The sequence below is a fragment of the [Enterobacter] lignolyticus SCF1 genome, from assembly GCF_000164865.1.
GTDB lineage: Bacteria > Pseudomonadota > Gammaproteobacteria > Enterobacterales > Enterobacteriaceae > Enterobacter_B > Enterobacter_B lignolyticus.
On sequence record NC_014618.1, the window covers coordinates 4,482,471 to 4,499,576 of the forward strand.

The following is a 17,106-nucleotide window of genomic DNA, read 5'->3' on the forward strand; positions in this document are numbered from 1 at the left end:
GAAACAAGGATGCCCCGTAAGGGGCGTTAGCTGAATTTTTCGCGGAAAATTCAGCTAACGCTCTCTGTAATCGTCAAATCCAGGGGATTTACCATGCAACAACGTCGTCCAGTCCGCCGCGCATTGCTCAGTGTTTCTGATAAAGCCGGTATCGTCGAATTCGCGCAGGCACTTTCCGCACGCGGTGTGGAGCTGCTGTCTACGGGGGGCACTGCCCGCCTGTTAGCAGAAAAAGGCCTGCCGGTAACCGAAGTGTCCGATTACACCGGTTTCCCGGAAATGATGGATGGGCGCGTAAAAACCCTGCATCCGAAAGTGCACGGCGGCATTCTGGGCCGTCGCGGCCAGGACGACGGCATTATGGAACAACACGGGATTGCGCCGATCGATATGGTCGTTGTTAACCTCTACCCGTTCGCCCAGACCGTGGCCCGTGAAGGCTGCTCGCTGGAAGATGCCGTCGAGAATATTGATATCGGCGGCCCGACCATGGTGCGTTCCGCCGCCAAGAACCATAAAGATGTCACTATCGTGGTCAAGAGCAGCGACTACAACGCCATTATTAACGAGATGGATGCCAACGACGGCTCCCTGACGCTGGATACCCGTTTCGACCTCGCGATCAAAGCGTTTGAACACACCGCGGCCTACGACAGCATGATCGCCAACTACTTCGGTAGCCTGGTGCCCGCCTACCACGGCGAAAGCAAAGATCCTTCCGGCCGCTTCCCGCGCACCCTGAACCTGAACTTCATTAAGAAGCAGGATATGCGCTACGGCGAGAACAGCCACCAGCAGGCTGCCTTCTATATAGAAGAAGAAGTAAAAGAAGCCTCTGTTGCTACCGCCCGTCAGGTGCAGGGCAAGGCGCTCTCCTATAACAACATTGCAGACACCGACGCCGCGCTTGAGTGCGTGAAAGAGTTCAGCGAACCCGCCTGCGTTATCGTGAAGCACGCTAACCCGTGCGGCGTAGCGGTAAGCGCCTCTGTGCTGGATGCCTACGATCGCGCGTACAAAACCGACCCAACCTCCGCGTTCGGCGGCATTATCGCCTTCAACCGCGAGCTGGATGCCGAAACCGCGCAGGCCATTATCTCTCGCCAGTTTGTCGAAGTGATTATCGCTCCGTCAGCCACCGACGAAGCGCTGAAAATCACCGCCGCAAAACAGAACGTGCGCGTGCTGGTCTGCGGCCAGTGGGCTGAACGTGTGCCGGGTCTGGACTTCAAACGCGTGAACGGCGGCCTGCTGGTTCAGGACCGTGACCTCGGTATGGTGACCAAAGGCGAGCTGCGCGTGGTATCCAAACGCCAGCCAACCGAGCAGGAATTACGTGACGCGCTGTTCTGCTGGAAAGTGGCGAAGTTCGTCAAATCCAACGCCATCGTTTACGCCAAAGAGAACATGACCATCGGGATAGGCGCAGGCCAGATGAGCCGCGTCTACTCCGCGAAAATCGCCGGGATTAAAGCGGGCGACGAAGGTCTGGAAGTGAAAGGCTCCGCCATGGCGTCTGACGCCTTCTTCCCGTTCCGCGACGGTATCGATGCCGCAGCCGCCGTTGGCGTGAGCTGCGTTATCCAGCCTGGCGGTTCCATTCGTGACGACGAGGTTATTGCCGCTGCCGATGAACACGGCATCGCGATGATCTTTACCGACATGCGCCACTTCCGCCATTAATCTCTGGAGCAGACAATGAAAGTATTAATCATTGGCAACGGCGGGCGCGAACACGCGCTGGCCTGGAAAGCCGCCCAGTCGCCGCTGGTCAGCACCGTTTTCGTGGCGCCGGGTAATGCCGGCACCGCGCTGGAGCCTGCGCTGCAGAACGTCGCCATTGGCGTGACGGATATCCCTGAACTGCTGAACTTCGCGCAGAATGAAAAAATTGACCTGACCATCGTCGGCCCGGAAGCGCCGCTGGTCATCGGCGTGGTTGATGCATTCCGCGCCGCGGGCCTGAAAATTTTCGGCCCAACGGAAGGCGCCGCGCAGCTCGAAGGCTCCAAAGCGTTCACCAAGGACTTCCTCGCTCGCCACCGTATCCCGACGGCGGAATACCAGAACTTCACCGACGTCGAGCCTGCGCTGGCGTATCTGCGTGAGAAAGGCGCGCCGATCGTTATCAAGGCGGACGGTCTTGCCGCCGGTAAAGGCGTTATTGTGGCGATGACGCTTGAAGAAGCGGAAGCCGCGGTCCAGGACATGCTGGCCGGTAACGCCTTTGGCGACGCGGGGCACCGCATCGTGATTGAAGAATTCCTCGACGGCGAAGAGGCCAGCTTTATCGTGATGGTGGACGGTGAGCACGTGCTGCCGATGGCCACCAGCCAGGATCATAAACGCGTCGGCGACGGCGATACCGGCCCGAACACCGGCGGTATGGGCGCCTACTCCCCAGCCCCGGTGGTCACGGACGACGTTCACCAGCGCACGATGGAACGGATCATTTGGCCCACGGTGCGCGGGATGGCGGCGGAAGGAAACACCTATACCGGTTTCCTGTATGCCGGTCTGATGATCGACAAGCAGGGCAACCCAAAGGTTATCGAATTCAACTGCCGCTTCGGCGACCCGGAAACCCAGCCGATCATGCTGCGCCTGCAGTCCGACCTGGTTGAGCTGTGCCTGGCGGCCTGCGACGGCAAACTGGGGGATAAAACCTCCCGCTGGGATACCCGCGCCTCCCTGGGCGTGGTGATGGCCGCGGGCGGCTATCCGGGCAGCTACCGCAACGGCGATGAGATCCACGGCCTGCCGCTGGAAGAGGTGGAAGGCGGTAAAGTCTTCCACGCCGGCACCCGCCTCTCGGATGACGATCGGGTACTGACCAACGGCGGCCGCGTACTGTGCGTCACCGCGCTGGGCAATACCGTCGCCGAGGCGCAGCAGCGCGCGTATCAGCTGATGACCGACATCCACTGGGACGGCAGCTTTAGCCGCAAGGATATCGGCTATCGCGCCATCGCGCGCGAGCAGAACTAACGCGACAGTTTTGCCAGCAGCGTTTTACGCGTAATCCCCAACTGACGGGCGGCTTCCGTTTTATTGCCGCCCGTTTTCTCCAGCGCCGCCTGAATCACCTCTTTCTCCACCTCCACCAGCGGCAGGATATCGTGCTCCGGCAGCGCTTTGATCGGCGTGGCGGCAATCGCCAGCGGCAGCTCACGCTCAGTGATGAACTCCCCGGTCAGCAGAACGACGGCCCGCTCGATGGCGTTTTCCAGCTCGCGGATGTTGCCCGGCCAGTCGTAATGGATCAGCAGATCCATCGCCTGCGGCGTAAACCCTTTCACCGCTTTGCGGTTGCGCCCGGCGTAGCGCTGCAGGAAGTGTTCGGCCAGCAGCGGGATATCCTCACGACGCTGGCGTAGCGACGGCATCTCGATAGTCACCACGTTCAGCCGGTAGTAGAGATCCTGACGGAAACGCCCGGCGCTCACCTCCTGCGCCAGGTCACGGTGCGTGGCGGCGATAAGCCTGACGTCGACGGAAATCGTCTGGTTGCTGCCGACGCGCTGCACCTCCCGCTCCTGAATAACCCGCAGCAGCCGGACCTGCATCAGCGGCGAAATGTCGCCGATCTCATCCAGGAACAGGGTGCCGCCGTCGGCCTCGACAAAGCGGCCTTCCCGGCGCTTGTCCGCCCCGGTAAACGCCCCTTTCTCGTGGCCAAACAGCTCAGACTCCAGCAGGGACTCATTGAGCGCCGCGCAGTTCAGCGTCACCAGCGGTTTCTCGCCGCGAGCGCTGCTGGCATGCAGCGCCCGGGCCACCAGCTCTTTACCGGTGCCGGAGTCGCCGTGAATCAGCACCGTCGCGTCTGAGGGCGCCACCATAGCGATATCATTGAGCAGATGCTGCATCGCCGGGCTGCGGCCGACCATACCGCACTGCGCCGCCGAAACCGGGGACGGCTCGCCCTCCGGCTCGCGGGTATGCGCGAGCGCCTGCGCTAACGTCTCCTGCAGACGGTCAAAATCCAGCGGCTTGATGAGGTAATCCAGCGCGCCGCTTTTTATTGCTTCCACCGCGGTTTCAACGCTGGAGAAGGCGGTCATGATAAGCACAGGGATCGCCGGATTCAGCGCCTTAATCTCTTTGAGCGTATCAATACCGTCCATTTCCGCCATCCGCACGTCGCACAGCACCACGTCAAAGACATGCTCGCGCACCTGGCGCAGCGCCTCCTTGCCGCTGTTGGCGATTGCGACCTGATAGCCCCAGCCGCGCAGCAGCGCCTGTAAAATCGTGCAGTGGCTGACATCGTCATCCACCACCAGTACGTCGATGTTAACGTTCATCTTCCCTGTCAGTCCTTCTGCTGTTTTGCCTTCACCGGCAGGTAGAGGGTAAATACCGCCCCGTTGCCGACGACGCTTGTCGCCTGAATGGTCCCGCCATGCTGCTCAATGATGTTTTGCACTACCGCTAACCCTAACCCCGTTCCCTCGGCTTTTGTCGTGAAGTACGGCGTAAAAATCGCCTGCAGCTGCTCGGGCGCAATGCCTTTGCCACTATCGCGAACCGCGATTTTCACCCGCTGCCCGTCGCATTCGCGGGCTTCAACCTCAATCGTGCCCTGTCGCCCGATCGCATGGATGGCGTTCAGATAGAGATTCAGCAGCACCTGCGTCAGCCTGTCAGGGTCGGCCTCTATCCGACACAGGCCGGGGTTGGGAGTATAGCGCAGCGCAATCTCCCGGCTTTGCGCATCCTGGCTCACCAGTTGCAGCGAATGGGCGATAACTTCATTAAGATCGACAGACTGCAGGGCCAGATGCGCCGGTTTCACCAGCTCCAGCAGCTCGCTCACCACCCGGTTTAACCTGTCAGCCTCTTTGGCCATCACCCGCGCCAGCTCGTGCGGCTCGCCGCCTTCCGGCGTCCGTTCGGCGAAGTACTTCGCGATCCCTTTGATGGAGGAGAGCGGATTGCGGATCTCGTGCGCGACCCCGGCCGCCAGATGCCCGAGCGCCACCAGCTTCTCTTTACGGTTCATCGCCTCCTGCAGCTGCAGGCGGGAGCGCTGGTAGCGCTGGTACCAAAAAAAGGTCAGTATCGTCGCCAGCAGCACGGCGGCCAGCGCAAACAGAACAATCAGCGTATTACGCCATTCACGCGCCTGGGCGGCAACCAGATCGCGGGCGTCAAAGGCGATAAAAATCGCCTGGTACCCGGCGTCAGGCGGCAAAGCGGCGTTGCAGCGCGGCATCATATGTTTGCCTGACGCGTGGAGCGGCTGAAACTGCCGGTAGATCTCCAGCGCGGGCGTCGGTTCCGCATCATCTCCCGCAACGCTAACGCGCCGCCAGCGCTCCTGTTCATCCACAGTGAGTTCGCGCATCTCGCGCGGCGAATACAGCGTCTTCCCCACCTGGGCCGGATCGCTGTGGGTGATAATATTGCCCCCGGCATCCGTCACCGCGAACCACAGCACGCCGGGCTGGCCCGCCATCTCTTCCAGCAGCGTCTGCTGCTGCGCGTGATGCATCCGCATCCCCATACCAACGCGCGAGCCGGATTCCAGCGCGCGTATCAGCACGCTCCCCTTCTCCAGCAGCGTCTGCCGGGCGGCCGCGCTCTCCCGCCCGTAGTCCCGAATCACCATCACCGAGAACAGCGCCACCAGCAGCAGCACCACGGCAGGCAATGCGCCGCTCAGCCAGCGTGCCGCGCTGTCCTTATGCAGACGTATCATGCGCATACAAAATTCCTTTGCCATGTCGACTCCTTTTCCTGAGCAGAAATCATGCCACTTTTCTCTCCTGCTAAACCTGCCTCCGGACAATAACCCGCTGCCCGCGCGAGTAAAAATGACTCGTGGCGCCGACCCGGCGGGTCATTTTTACTCGCTTTCGCCGATGCCGCCGCGCCGATACGCCCGCAGGCCGCTGCTTTTACCGTTGGCACGGAAGATGCAATACCGCCAGTGAGATAACTGACTGGAGAATTACCATGAAACGGAATAAACAGACCGGACTGGCGCTGGTTGCGCTATCGCTGATGGCGCTTGCATCTACCCCAGCCCTCGCCAGAGACGGCTGGGGCAACCACGGCGGGATGTGGCAGCAGGGCGGCAGCCCGTTAACCACGGAGCAGCAGGCGGCGGCGCAAAAAATTCATGATGACTACTACGCGCAAACCAGCGCGCTGCGCCAGCAGCTGGCGTCCAAACGCTATGAATATAACGCGCTGCTCACCGCCAGCGCGCCGGACAGCGGTAAAATCAATGCGGTTGCTAAAGAGATGGCGTCGCTAAACCAGTCGCTGGACGAAAGCCGCGTTAAACGCGACCTCGCGCTGGCGCAGGCGGGCATACCTCGCGGCGGTATGGGTCACGGCGGGTGCGGCGGTCATATGGGCGGAATGGGTCACTGGTAAACCGCGCCCGCGTTAAAAGGTTTTTGCCTTCGGCTGCCAGGTGCAAAAGTCTTCATTCGCCACCAGCAGCAGCTGTGAACCTTCCGGCGCTTCCAGCCATGCCACGCTGAGCTCCACCGTGGAGTGGCTCTGGCGGCGCTCAATATGGCTTATCGCCTGACCGTCGAGGTCGGGCTTCACCGTCTGCCCTTCACAGGTAGTGACGGAGCCATCCTTATGCCAGCGCCCTTGATGCAGCATGACGCGCCCCTGACGCAGGGCATCGCTGGTCTGGCGAATCTGCTGGGCCTGATAGCGGTACAGGGCGATCTGGTCGTTGGAAAGCTGCTGCTTTTGGCCATCGACTTCACGCTGCATAAAGCTGAGATCGCCCCGGGAGTCGAAGCGCACCTTCACATGCTCCGGCGGTTTGCCGTAGATGTTGAGTTCGATGAGAGACAGGGTGTCGTCCTGCCAGCGATATTCGCTGAGGGACGTGTTTCCGCTATGCCACGGACTGAACGCGGCCAGCAGATGGGTTTCGCCGTCGCTGTCCTTACGCCAGATGCGCACAGCGCCTTCATTATCGGCATAGCCGCTGGCGGTAAACGGCGGCAGCGCGGACTGACGGCTACAGGCAGAGAGCAGCACGACGCCTGCCAGCACTAACGCACGGCGCCAGCCAGACAAAAGGGGCGAAACCGCCCCTTCGTTAAAACTGTTCGCTGCCACGCGGTCTTACTTAACGGCGTCTTTCAGTGCTTTACCAGAAACAAATGCCGGCACGTTAGCTGCGGCGATTTTGATTTCTTTACCGGTCTGCGGGTTGCGGCCAGTACGCTCAGCGCGGTGGTTCACTTTGAAGGTACCGAAACCAACCAGTTGTACAGCATCGCCTTCTTTCAGAGACTCAGTAATAGCAGCCAGGGTGGATTCCAGAGCAGCTTTTGCCTGTGCTTTAGACAGATCAGCCTTGTCCGCAATTACATCAATCAGTTGAGTCTTGTTCATAAGTTATCCTTACAATGTGTTTATCGCTTGCTAAGCATCGAGTGCGACGGAAATGCCTGAAAAGCACTCTCCTGCATACACGCACCGATAGCCACTTTTTTTCGCCCCCCAAATGTAGACCAGACGGGGGGCAGATGTGAAGCCTTCAGGCATGACAAATCAGGCGGTAAATCACGTTTTCTGGTCTCATTGCTCAAAAATTATACCGATATTGCTCTCGCCGGCCTCGCGAAGGTCTGCCCGCAGCCCTTTGATCAGCTCAATATCGCGTTCTTCGCAGTCGGCCAGAAGTCGGAATATTTCCCACTGAATGTCCCATTCCTGCTCTACGGCCGGGTTTTCTTTCAGCTCTTCATCGGTCATTTCCCGACCCGCCTGGGTCATTTCCAGCATGGCGACGGTGGTGATTGAGCTCTTGCTCACCTCCACGGCGTGTTCGAGGGTTTCACCGCTTAAACGGGAGTGGATCAGCTCGCTGAGCGCCACGCAGGCGTCGATCGCCGGATAGACCCCGTACATGTCGAAATCATCCGCGACGGGGATCGCCTCTTCCAGCTTCTCCAGCTGACTGTCGAAGTTGACCTTCGCGTCTTTCACCGTCAGCGTTTCCCAGACCAGATCGAGAATACGGCGATACAGCTGCCCGTCGGCAAACTCCGTTTGCTTGCAGAACATGGCGTAGTTCGGGTACATACGCTCGCACAGGCAGGCCATAAAGGTGACGTGCTGCCAGCTTTCCAGCTTCTCCAGGCGCAGATGAATCGGGTTTTGTAACATGATGAGATCTCAGAATCGGTAATTAGCGGAAGTGTACCTGAATCAGGGCTGAATTGCTTGCAGCCTGCGAAACGCCGGGCGCTCCGAGGCGACGGCGTCGGCCCAGCGCGTCGGCTCCGGCAGACGGTAGCCCCGCATGCAGCGCTGCACCCACGCCAGCGCGCTATCCTGGCTCACACGATGACCGGTAGAAACAAATAGCGGATTACAGCGCGCCTTGCTGCGCCACACCCAGGCCAGCGGTTCGCCTTTATCCAGCAGCGGCGCCAGCGCGCCGGGCTCCGCAGACAAAGGCTCAAACTTGCCGCACAGCCGCTTTTTCGCTACGCCAATCGTCGGCACATCCACCAGCAGCCCGAAGTGGCTGGCGACGCCCAGGCGCCGGGGGTGAGAAATACCGTGACCGTCGACGAACAGCAGATCCGGTTTTTGCGCAAGCTGCTCCCACGCCGCCAGCAGCGCGGGATACTCGCGAAAGGAGAGAAAACCGGGGATATATGGCATGGTGGTGGCGATGCGGGCGACTTTGTACTCCACCAGCTCAAGCGCCGGATAGCTCAGCACCACCATCGCCGCGCGGGTGATCTCTCCGCCCTGTTCGAACCCAACGTCCGCGCCGCCGATCCAGCGGGGCGGATCGACATCAAGCCGATCCTCGCGGATCACCGAGGATGCCAGGGTCTGCTGCTGCAGGCGAAGCGTCGCCAGATCCATATCGCGTCCTTACCGATGGTACTGCGCCGACAGGCGGTGTACCGCGTCGACAAACGCGCCCGCATGCTCCGGCAAAACATCCTGATGGATACCGTGCCCAAGGTTGAAAACATGGCCCTCGCCGTGACCAAAACCGGCGAGGATCGTGGACACCTCTTCCTCAATGCGCGCCGGCGGGGCGTACAGCATGGACGGGTCCATATTGCCCTGCAGCGCGACCTTATCGCCCACCCGACGGCGCGCGTCGGCGATGTCCGTCGTCCAGTCGAGGCCCAGCGCGTCGCACCCGGTCTCCGCCATTGCCTCCAGCCACTGCCCGCCGCCTTTAGTAAACAGCGTCACCGGCACCCGGCGGCCTTCATTTTCCCGCAGCAGGCCGTCGACGATTTTGTGCATGTAATAGAGTGAAAACTGCTGATAGTCGCGCCCGGTCAGCACACCGCCCCAGGTATCGAAAATCATCACCGACTGCGCGCCCGCGCGGATTTGCGCGTTCAGATACAGCGTGACGCTTTTCGCCAGCTTATCGAGCAGCAGGTGCAGCGCCTGCGGGTCGGCGTACATCATTTTCTTGATCACGGTGAACGCTTTGCTGCTGCCGCCTTCCACCATGTAGGTCGCCAGCGTCCACGGGCTGCCGGAAAAACCGATCAGCGGGACGTCGCCTTTCAGCTCGCGGCGAATGGTACGCACCGCGTTCATCACATAGCCAAGCTCCTGCTCCGGGTCGGGAACCGGCAGCTTTTCGACATCCGCTTTGCTGGCGATCGGCGAGGTGAAGCGCGGGCCTTCGCCAGCTTCAAAATAGAGGCCAAGCCCCATCGCATCAGGAACGGTCAGAATATCCGAAAAGAGGATCGCCGCATCAAGCTTATAGCGGCGCAGCGGCTGCAGCGTCACTTCGCAGGCCAGTTCCGCATTTTTGCACAGCGACATGAAATCGCCCGCCTGCGCCCTTGTCGCTTTGTATTCCGGCAGATAGCGGCCCGCCTGGCGCATCATCCACACCGGCGTGACATCAACAGGCTGGCGCAGCAGCGCACGCAGATAACGATCGTTCTTCAGTTCGGTCATGTTTGCAGTTCCTTTATGCGTCAGGCGGTCAGTGTACCATCACTCGTACTCTGCCCGACACATTGCCACCATATCTTCGATCAGGCGGCGCGCGACGGTGCCCGCCGGCGGCAGCAGCGGCAGACCGTCGAAGCGATACCAGTTCGCCTCCAGCAGCTCTTTCGGGTCGATAACGATGTCGCCGCTGTCGTATTCCGCCATAAAGGCGGTCATCAGCGACTGCGGGAACGGCCACGGCTGCGAGGTGACATAGCGCAGGTTCTTCACCCGAATGCCGCTCTCTTCCATCACTTCGCGCGCAACGGCCTGCTCAAGGGTTTCCCCGACCTCGACGAAGCCTGCCAGGACCGTGTGGACGCCGTTGCGATGGCGGGTATGCTGCGCCAGCAGAATCGAATCGTCCCGGCGGATAGCGACGATGATGCAGGGCGCGATTTGCGGGTAGTAGCGCTCGCGGCAGTGGCTGCACAGCAGGGCCCACTCGGTTTTGCTCGGCCGCATGGTATGGCCGCAATAGCCGCAGAATTTGTGGGAACGGTAGAACTCGGCGAGCTGCACGCCGCGACCGGCCAGCTGGAACAGGCCGACGTCCTGATCGAGCACCTGACGCACCGTGCCCATATCGTGACGGCGCGCCTGCTGCACGAGCCAGACAGGATCGCCCTGCCACTCGCCGATCCGCATTGCGGACTGCCCCGCAAGATCGAAATTTCCCGCTTCGCCGTATGGTATTTCACCGCGAGGAAGCCATAATTTTTGTTCGTGGCTGACGATCCACCAGCCGCGATCTAATTTTTCAATTATTCGATCCATGTCTATTGCACTACCTTCGCTTCACTGGCAACGTGTTTACATTATTTTTACATATTGGTCTGAGCAGTTTTCAATCTTAAACGTGCGGAGTCAATCATGCTAAACCAATTAGAAAGCCTGACAGAACGCGTGGGTGGAAATAATCACTTCATCGACCATTGGCTGCTGGTACGTAAACATCTGCTCGTCGCCTACTACAACCTGGTCGGCATTAAGCCGGGTAAAGGCTCATACATGCGCCTTAACGAAAAGGCGCTGGACGATTTTTGCCAAAGTCTGGTCGACTATCTCTCCGCCGGTCACTTCAATATTTATGAGCGCATTGTGGGTAAAATGGAAGGCGATAACCCACTTTTAGCCACCAACAAGATTTATCCGCTGCTGGAGGCCAATACCCAGCAGATCATGGATATCTATGATTCCAGCCTGGAAAACGCCATCGATGACGACAACTGCATGGCGTTCCAGAAGGCGCTTTCAAGCCTTGGCGAAGCGCTGGACGCCCGCTTTACGCTGGAAGACCGGCTTATTGTGCTGGCTTTTGATCACCGTCTTAAGGGCGGCGCCAATAACGCGGGCCATATTGCACGTCCGGCTTGAGATTTTAAGCGTTAACGCGTAGTTTACATACACTACCTCGCCATACGGGCGAGGGTTTATCTTGTCGGAGTGCCCAGTTGGGCTGAGACCGTTTATTCGGGATCCGCGGAACCTGATCAGGCTAATACCTGCGAAGGGAACAAGAGTAACACTGCTGCTGTATCGCCTTCTGGCGATCTCGCCTCTTGCTTCATCCGTCGTCTGACAAGCCACGTCCTTACTTTCTGGAATGAGCTATGTCTGCACAAAAACTGACCCGCCGCGAACAGCGCGCACAGGCCCAACGCTTTATCGATACGCTCGAAGGCACCGCCTTCCCGAACTCAAAACGTATTTACATTACCGGCTCTCAGACGGATATCCGCGTCCCGATGCGGGAAATTCAGCTTAGCCCAACGCTCATTGGCGGCAGCAAAGAGGATCCGCAGTTTGAAGATAACGAAGCGATCCCGGTGTATGACACCTCCGGCCCGTACGGCGATCCGGATATCGCGATCGACGTTCAGCAGGGGCTGGCAAAGCTGCGCCAGCCGTGGATTGCCGCTCGCAACGACAGCGAAGCGCTGACGGACCGCAGCTCTGCGTATACCAAAGCGCGCCTGGCGGATGACGGTCTCGATGAACTGCGCTTCACCGGCCTGCTGACGCCGCAGCGCGCCAAAGCGGGCAAACGCGTGACCCAGTTGCACTATGCCCGCCAGGGGATCGTCACGCCGGAGATGGAGTTTATCGCCATTCGTGAAAACATGGGCCGCGAGCGGATTCGAAGCCGAACGCTGCGCCACCAGCATCCTGGCGAAGGCTTCGGCGCCCGTCTGCCGGAGAATATCACCCCGGAATTCGTGTGTGACGAAGTGGCTGCCGGGCGCGCCATCATCCCCGCCAACATCAACCATCCAGAATCCGAACCGATGATCATCGGCCGTAACTTCCTGGTGAAGGTCAACGCCAATATCGGCAATTCAGCGGTCACATCGTCGATTGAAGAAGAGGTCGAAAAGCTGGTGTGGTCAACGCGCTGGGGCGCAGACACGGTGATGGACCTCTCCACCGGCCGCTACATCCACGAGACCCGCGAGTGGATCCTGCGCAACAGCCCGGTACCGATCGGCACCGTGCCGATCTACCAGGCGCTGGAGAAGGTCAATGGGATCGCCGAAGATCTCACCTGGGAGGCGTTTCGCGATACGCTGCTGGAGCAGGCCGAGCAGGGCGTGGACTACTTCACTATCCACGCGGGCGTGCTGCTGCGCTATGTGCCGATGACCGCCGGACGGCTGACCGGCATCGTCTCGCGCGGCGGTTCTATCATGGCGAAATGGTGTCTCTCGCATCACCAGGAGAATTTCCTCTACCAGCACTTCCGCGAAATTTGCGAAATCTGCGCCGCCTATGACGTTTCGCTGTCGCTGGGCGACGGTCTGCGTCCGGGCTCGATTCAGGATGCCAACGATGAAGCGCAGTTTGCCGAACTGCACACGCTGGGCGAACTGACCAAAATCGCCTGGGAGTACGACGTACAGGTGATGATTGAAGGCCCGGGTCACGTGCCGATGCAGATGATCCGCCGCAATATGACCGAAGAGCTGGAGCACTGCCACGAAGCGCCGTTCTACACCTTAGGACCGTTGACCACCGACATCGCGCCGGGCTACGACCACTTCACCTCCGGCATTGGCGCGGCGATGATCGGCTGGTTCGGCTGCGCCATGCTCTGCTACGTCACGCCGAAGGAGCACCTCGGCCTGCCGAATAAAGAGGATGTGAAGCAGGGGCTGATTACCTACAAGATTGCCGCCCACGCCGCCGACCTGGCGAAAGGCCATCCGGGCGCGCAGATTCGCGATAACGCGATGTCGAAAGCGCGCTTCGAATTCCGCTGGGAAGATCAGTTCAACCTGGCGCTCGACCCGTTCACCGCCCGCGCCTATCACGACGAAACCCTGCCGCAGGAATCCGGCAAAGTGGCCCACTTCTGCTCGATGTGCGGACCAAAATTCTGCTCGATGAAAATCAGCCAGGAAGTGCGCGATTACGCCGCGGCACAGACGATAGAAGTCGGCATGGCGGATATGTCGGAGAACTTCCGCGCCAGGGGCGGGGAAATTTATCTGCGTAAGGAGAAAGCCTGATGTACCAGCCCGATTTTCCGCCGGTGCCGTTTCGTTTAGGCCTGTATCCGGTGGTCGACAGCGTGGAATGGATTGCACGCCTGCTGGACGCAGGCGTACGCACCCTTCAGCTGCGCATCAAAGATAAGCGCGACGACGAGGTGGAAGCCGATGTCGTCGCGGCGATCGCGCTTGGCCGTCGCTACAACGCCCGGCTGTTCATTAATGATTACTGGCGGCTGGCGATTAGCCATCAGGCCTACGGCGTGCACCTTGGCCAGGAGGATTTACAGACCACCGACCTGGCCGCTATTCGCGCCGCCGGTTTGCGCCTTGGCGTCTCCACCCATGACGATATGGAGATCGACGTGGCGCTGGCGGCGCGCCCCTCCTATATCGCGCTCGGCCACGTCTTCCCGACGCGGACCAAGCAGATGCCCTCTGCGCCGCAGGGGCTGGAGCAGCTTACGCGGCACATTACGCGGCTGGCGAATTACCCGACCGTCGCCATCGGAGGCATCAGCCTTGAGCGCACGCCGTCGGTCCTGGCGACCGGCGTCGGCAGCGTCGCGGTGGTCAGCGCCATTACCCAGGCGGCGGACTGGCAGCTGGCCACCGCGCAGCTGCTTGATATGGCGGGGGCAGGCAATGAATGACGCCGACTTTATGCGCTATAGCCGACAGCTTCTGCTGGAGGACATCGCCATCGACGGGCAAGAAAGGCTGCTCGCCAGCCGGGTGCTAATTGTTGGGCTCGGCGGGTTGGGATCGCCCGCCGCGCTGTATCTGGCGGGCGCCGGGGTCGGCACGCTGGTCCTGGCGGACGACGACGACGTACACCTGAGCAATCTGCAGCGCCAAATTTTGTTTACCGCTGATGACATAAATCAGCCGAAATCACAGGCCACCCGGGCGCGCCTGTCCCGTCTGAATCCCGGCATTTCGCTGATTGCGCTCCAGGAGCGCCTCGTTGGGGAAGCGCTGGCCCGCGAGGTCGCACGCGCCGACGTTGTGCTCGACTGCACGGACAACATGGCGACGCGCCAGGCGATAAATGCCGCCTGCGTGAAAACGGACACGCCGCTGATTACCGCCAGCGCCGTCGGCTTCGGCGGCCAGATGATGGTGCTGACACCGCCCTGGACGCACGGCTGCTACCGCTGCCTGTGGCCGGACGATGCCGAACCGGAGCGCAACTGCCGTACCGCCGGAGTCGTGGGTCCGGTGGTCGGGGTCATGGGTGCGCTCCAGGCGCTGGAAACCATTAAGCTGCTCTGCGGCATGGAGACACAGCATGACGCGCTGCGCCTGTTTGACGCCCGCGCCAACAGCTGGCGCACCCTGATGCTCAGGCGCGCCGACGGCTGTCCGGTATGCGGAGGCCAGCATGAGAATCATCGTTAACGAGGAGAGCGTGGAGTGCTCGTCCGCGCTGAGCGTTTCCGCGCTGCTGACGCAGCTGCAGCTGTTAAGACCCGGTATGGCGCTGGCGCTCAATCAACAGATTCTCCCCCGCGCGCAGTGGGATGAGCAATTGTTGCAGGACGGCGACGCCATTCTGCTTTTTCAGGTTATCGCGGGAGGCTGAGATGTTACGTATTGCGGATAAAACTTTTGAGTCGCATCTGTTCACCGGCACCGGGAAATTCGCCACGCCGCAGCTGATGGTCGATGCCGTCCGCGCGTCGGGCAGCCAGCTGGTGACGCTGGCGATGAAGCGCGTGGATTTGCGTCAGCGTAACGATGCGATCCTCGCGCCGCTGCTGGAGGCGGGCGTATCGCTGCTGCCCAATACCTCCGGCGCCAAAACGGCCGAGGAAGCGGTATTCGCCGCCGGGCTTGCGCGGGAAGCACTGGGGACGAACTGGCTTAAACTGGAAATTCATCCCGACGCGCGCTGGCTGCTGCCGGACCCTATCGAAACGCTGAAGGCGGCAGAGCGTCTGGTCAGGCAAGGATTCGTGGTTCTCCCCTACTGCGGCGCGGATCCGGTGCTGTGCAAGCGGCTGGAGGAGGTCGGCTGCGCGGCGGTGATGCCGCTGGGCGCGCCGATAGGCTCCAACCAGGGGCTGGAGACCCGGGCGATGCTGGAAATCATCATTCAACAGGCCAACGTTCCCGTGGTGGTTGACGCCGGAATCGGCGTCCCCAGCCATGCGGCGGCGGCGCTGGAAATGGGCGCCGACGCCGTGCTGGTGAATACGGCTATCGCCGTTGCCGATGACCCGGTGAAAATGGCGCACGCGTTTCGTCTCGCCGTCGACGCCGGTGTACTGGCCCGCGGAGCGGTGCCGGGCGCGCGCAGCCTGCATGCCCAGGCCACCAGCCCGCTGACCGGCTTTCTGGAGGCGCTGTGATGGAGACTTTTACCCACCGCTGGCGGCAACTGGACTGGGACGATATTCGCCTGCGCATCAACAGCAAAACCGTCGCTGACGTGGAACGGGCGCTGAATGCGCGCGTACTCAGCCGGGACGACATGATGGCGCTGCTGTCGCCCGCCGCCAGCCGCTACCTTGAGCCGATGGCGCAGCGCGCGCAGCGGCTGACCCGGCAGCGCTTCGGCAACACCGTCAACTTCTACGTTCCGCTGTACCTCTCCAACCTCTGCGCCAACGACTGCACCTACTGCGGCTTCTCCATGAGCAACCGCCTCAGGCGCAAAACGCTGGACGCAGAGGAGATAGCCCGGGAATGTCAGGCCATTCGCGCGCTCGGGTTTGAGCATCTGCTGCTGGTCACCGGGGAGCATCAGAGCAAGGTCGGCATGGACTATTTCCGCCGCCATCTTCCCGCCATCCGCCGCCGGTTCGCCTCGCTGCAAATGGAGGTACAGCCCCTGTCCCAGGCCGAGTACGCCGAGCTGAAAACGCTCGGTCTGGACGGCGTGATGGTCTATCAGGAAACCTATCATGAAGCGGAATATGCCCGGCACCACCTCAAAGGCAACAAGCAGGACTTCTTCTGGCGGCTGGAAACGCCGGACCGGCTCGGCAGGGCCGGTATCGACAAGATTGGCCTCGGCGCGCTGATCGGGCTTTCCGACAGCTGGCGGGTAGACTGCTACATGGTAGCCGAGCATCTGCTCTGGCTACAGCAGCGCTACTGGCAAAGCCGCTACTCCATCTCCTTCCCGCGCCTGCGGCCGTGCGCTGGCGGCATTCAGCCCGCATCGCTGATGGACGAGAAGCAGCTGGTGCAGGCCATCTGCGCGTTTCGTCTGCTGGCGCCGGAGGTGGAGCTTTCGCTGTCGACGAGGGAGTCGCCACAGTTTCGCGATAGCGTCATCCCGCTGGCCATCACCCACGTCAGCGCGTTTTCCAAAACGCAGCCCGGGGGCTACGCCGATGACCATCCTGAGCTGGAGCAGTTCGCGCCGCATGACAACCGGCGCCCGCAGGAGGTCGCCAGCGCCATCGCCGCACGCGGTTTACAGCCGGTATGGAAAGACTGGGATAGCTGGCTGGGGCACTCCTCGCAGATATAATGAAAGCGTCTGCAATATGACGCAAAGATGCCGGGCGGCGTCGTAATATAGACATCGGGAGATTGTTGATTATCTTCCGATTTTTTATCCTCTCAGGGTCAGCAACGGAAGCTGTCCAGGGCGAAAGGTTTCTTCCTCGTTTTCGCCCTGCCT

At 60.8% G+C, this 17,106-nt stretch carries 18 protein-coding genes and 1 riboswitch; of the genes, 10 read left to right on the plus strand and 8 right to left on the minus strand.

Annotated elements, in window-relative coordinates:
• The first annotated feature begins 93 nt into the window (after nucleotides 1-93).
• Both purH and purD read left to right on the plus strand, forming a co-directional pair.
• Nucleotides 94-1,683 (plus strand): bifunctional phosphoribosylaminoimidazolecarboxamide formyltransferase/IMP cyclohydrolase, encoded by a 1,590-nt coding sequence (gene purH / locus ENTCL_RS20765; protein ID WP_013368102.1) that lies wholly within the window; start codon nucleotides 94-96, stop codon nucleotides 1,681-1,683.
• 15 nt (nucleotides 1,684-1,698) lie between these two features.
• Nucleotides 1,699-2,988 (plus strand): phosphoribosylamine--glycine ligase, encoded by a 1,290-nt coding sequence (purD, locus tag ENTCL_RS20770; RefSeq protein ID WP_013368103.1) that lies wholly within the window; start codon nucleotides 1,699-1,701, stop codon nucleotides 2,986-2,988.
• On the opposite strand, the gene zraR is transcribed toward purD, so the two are convergent.
• Both zraR and zraS read right to left on the minus strand, forming a co-directional pair.
• Entirely contained in the window at nucleotides 2,985-4,307 is a 1,323-nt protein-coding gene (zraR, locus tag ENTCL_RS20775; RefSeq protein WP_013368104.1) for a sigma-54-dependent response regulator transcription factor ZraR, read from the minus strand. The genes purD and zraR overlap by 4 nt on opposite strands.
• Before the next feature lie 8 nt (nucleotides 4,308-4,315).
• Nucleotides 4,316-5,710, minus strand: coding sequence for a two-component system sensor histidine kinase ZraS (gene zraS / locus ENTCL_RS20780; RefSeq protein WP_157865566.1), 1,395 nt, complete (start codon nucleotides 5,708-5,710; stop codon nucleotides 4,316-4,318).
• Between the two features lie 251 nt (nucleotides 5,711-5,961).
• On the opposite strand from zraS, the gene zraP reads away from it, so the two are divergent.
• Entirely contained in the window at nucleotides 5,962-6,387 is a 426-nt protein-coding gene (gene zraP, locus ENTCL_RS20785; protein ID WP_013368106.1) for a zinc resistance sensor/chaperone ZraP, read from the plus strand.
• Nucleotides 6,388-6,399: 12 nt separating this feature from the next.
• On the opposite strand, the gene ENTCL_RS20790 is transcribed toward zraP, so the two are convergent.
• The 6 genes from ENTCL_RS20790 to nudC all read right to left on the minus strand — a co-directional run bounded on the left by ENTCL_RS20790 (nucleotide 6,400) and on the right by nudC (nucleotide 10,755).
• Complete coding sequence (locus tag ENTCL_RS20790; protein ID WP_013368107.1) at nucleotides 6,400-7,098, minus strand: DUF1481 domain-containing protein; 699 nt, start codon at nucleotides 7,096-7,098, stop codon at nucleotides 6,400-6,402.
• Between the two features lie 6 nt (nucleotides 7,099-7,104).
• Nucleotides 7,105-7,377: a nucleoid-associated protein HU-alpha gene (hupA, locus tag ENTCL_RS20795; protein WP_002884342.1), complete on the minus strand. Its 273-nt coding sequence runs from the start codon at nucleotides 7,375-7,377 to the stop codon at nucleotides 7,105-7,107.
• A gap of 186 nt (nucleotides 7,378-7,563) precedes the next feature.
• Entirely contained in the window at nucleotides 7,564-8,154 is a 591-nt protein-coding gene (locus tag ENTCL_RS20800) for a YjaG family protein (RefSeq protein ID WP_013368108.1), read from the minus strand.
• A gap of 42 nt (nucleotides 8,155-8,196) precedes the next feature.
• A complete protein-coding gene (gene nfi, locus ENTCL_RS20805) occupies nucleotides 8,197-8,868 on the minus strand; it encodes a deoxyribonuclease V (RefSeq protein WP_013368109.1) in 672 nt (223 codons plus the stop codon).
• A gap of 9 nt (nucleotides 8,869-8,877) precedes the next feature.
• Complete coding sequence (gene hemE / locus ENTCL_RS20810) at nucleotides 8,878-9,942, minus strand: uroporphyrinogen decarboxylase (RefSeq protein ID WP_013368110.1); 1,065 nt, start codon at nucleotides 9,940-9,942, stop codon at nucleotides 8,878-8,880.
• Between the two features lie 39 nt (nucleotides 9,943-9,981).
• A complete protein-coding gene (gene nudC / locus ENTCL_RS20815) occupies nucleotides 9,982-10,755 on the minus strand; it encodes an NAD(+) diphosphatase (RefSeq protein ID WP_013368111.1) in 774 nt (257 codons plus the stop codon).
• 96 nt (nucleotides 10,756-10,851) lie between these two features.
• Here nudC and ENTCL_RS20820 point away from each other — a divergent pair, with 96 nt between their 5' ends.
• From ENTCL_RS20820 to thiH, 7 genes are all read left to right on the plus strand, one after another.
• Nucleotides 10,852-11,355: an Rsd/AlgQ family anti-sigma factor gene (locus ENTCL_RS20820; RefSeq protein ID WP_013368112.1), complete on the plus strand. Its 504-nt coding sequence runs from the start codon at nucleotides 10,852-10,854 to the stop codon at nucleotides 11,353-11,355.
• A 55-nt stretch (nucleotides 11,356-11,410) separates the two neighbouring features.
• A riboswitch (TPP riboswitch) is annotated at nucleotides 11,411-11,511 on the plus strand.
• 80 nt (nucleotides 11,512-11,591) lie between these two features.
• Nucleotides 11,592-13,487, plus strand: coding sequence for a phosphomethylpyrimidine synthase ThiC (thiC, locus tag ENTCL_RS20825; protein WP_013368113.1), 1,896 nt, complete (start codon nucleotides 11,592-11,594; stop codon nucleotides 13,485-13,487).
• Nucleotides 13,487-14,122: a thiamine phosphate synthase gene (gene thiE, locus ENTCL_RS20830; protein WP_013368114.1), complete on the plus strand. Its 636-nt coding sequence runs from the start codon at nucleotides 13,487-13,489 to the stop codon at nucleotides 14,120-14,122. The genes thiC and thiE overlap by 1 nt, the downstream gene beginning before the upstream one ends.
• The gene (locus ENTCL_RS20835; RefSeq protein WP_013368115.1) at nucleotides 14,115-14,870 is read left to right on the plus strand and encodes a HesA/MoeB/ThiF family protein; all 756 of its coding nucleotides are present in this window, start codon (nucleotides 14,115-14,117) and stop codon (nucleotides 14,868-14,870) included. Before thiE ends, ENTCL_RS20835 begins: the two co-directional genes overlap by 8 nt.
• On the plus strand, nucleotides 14,854-15,054 hold the full coding sequence (gene thiS / locus ENTCL_RS20840; protein ID WP_013368116.1) for a sulfur carrier protein ThiS: 201 nt from the start codon (nucleotides 14,854-14,856) through the stop codon (nucleotides 15,052-15,054). The genes ENTCL_RS20835 and thiS overlap by 17 nt, the downstream gene beginning before the upstream one ends.
• A gap of 1 nt (nucleotide 15,055) precedes the next feature.
• Nucleotides 15,056-15,823 (plus strand): thiazole synthase, encoded by a 768-nt coding sequence (thiG, locus tag ENTCL_RS20845; RefSeq protein WP_013368117.1) that lies wholly within the window; start codon nucleotides 15,056-15,058, stop codon nucleotides 15,821-15,823.
• A complete protein-coding gene (gene thiH, locus ENTCL_RS20850; protein WP_013368118.1) occupies nucleotides 15,823-16,953 on the plus strand; it encodes a 2-iminoacetate synthase ThiH in 1,131 nt (376 codons plus the stop codon). Before thiG ends, thiH begins: the two co-directional genes overlap by 1 nt.
• Nucleotides 16,954-17,106 lie beyond the last annotated feature (153 nt).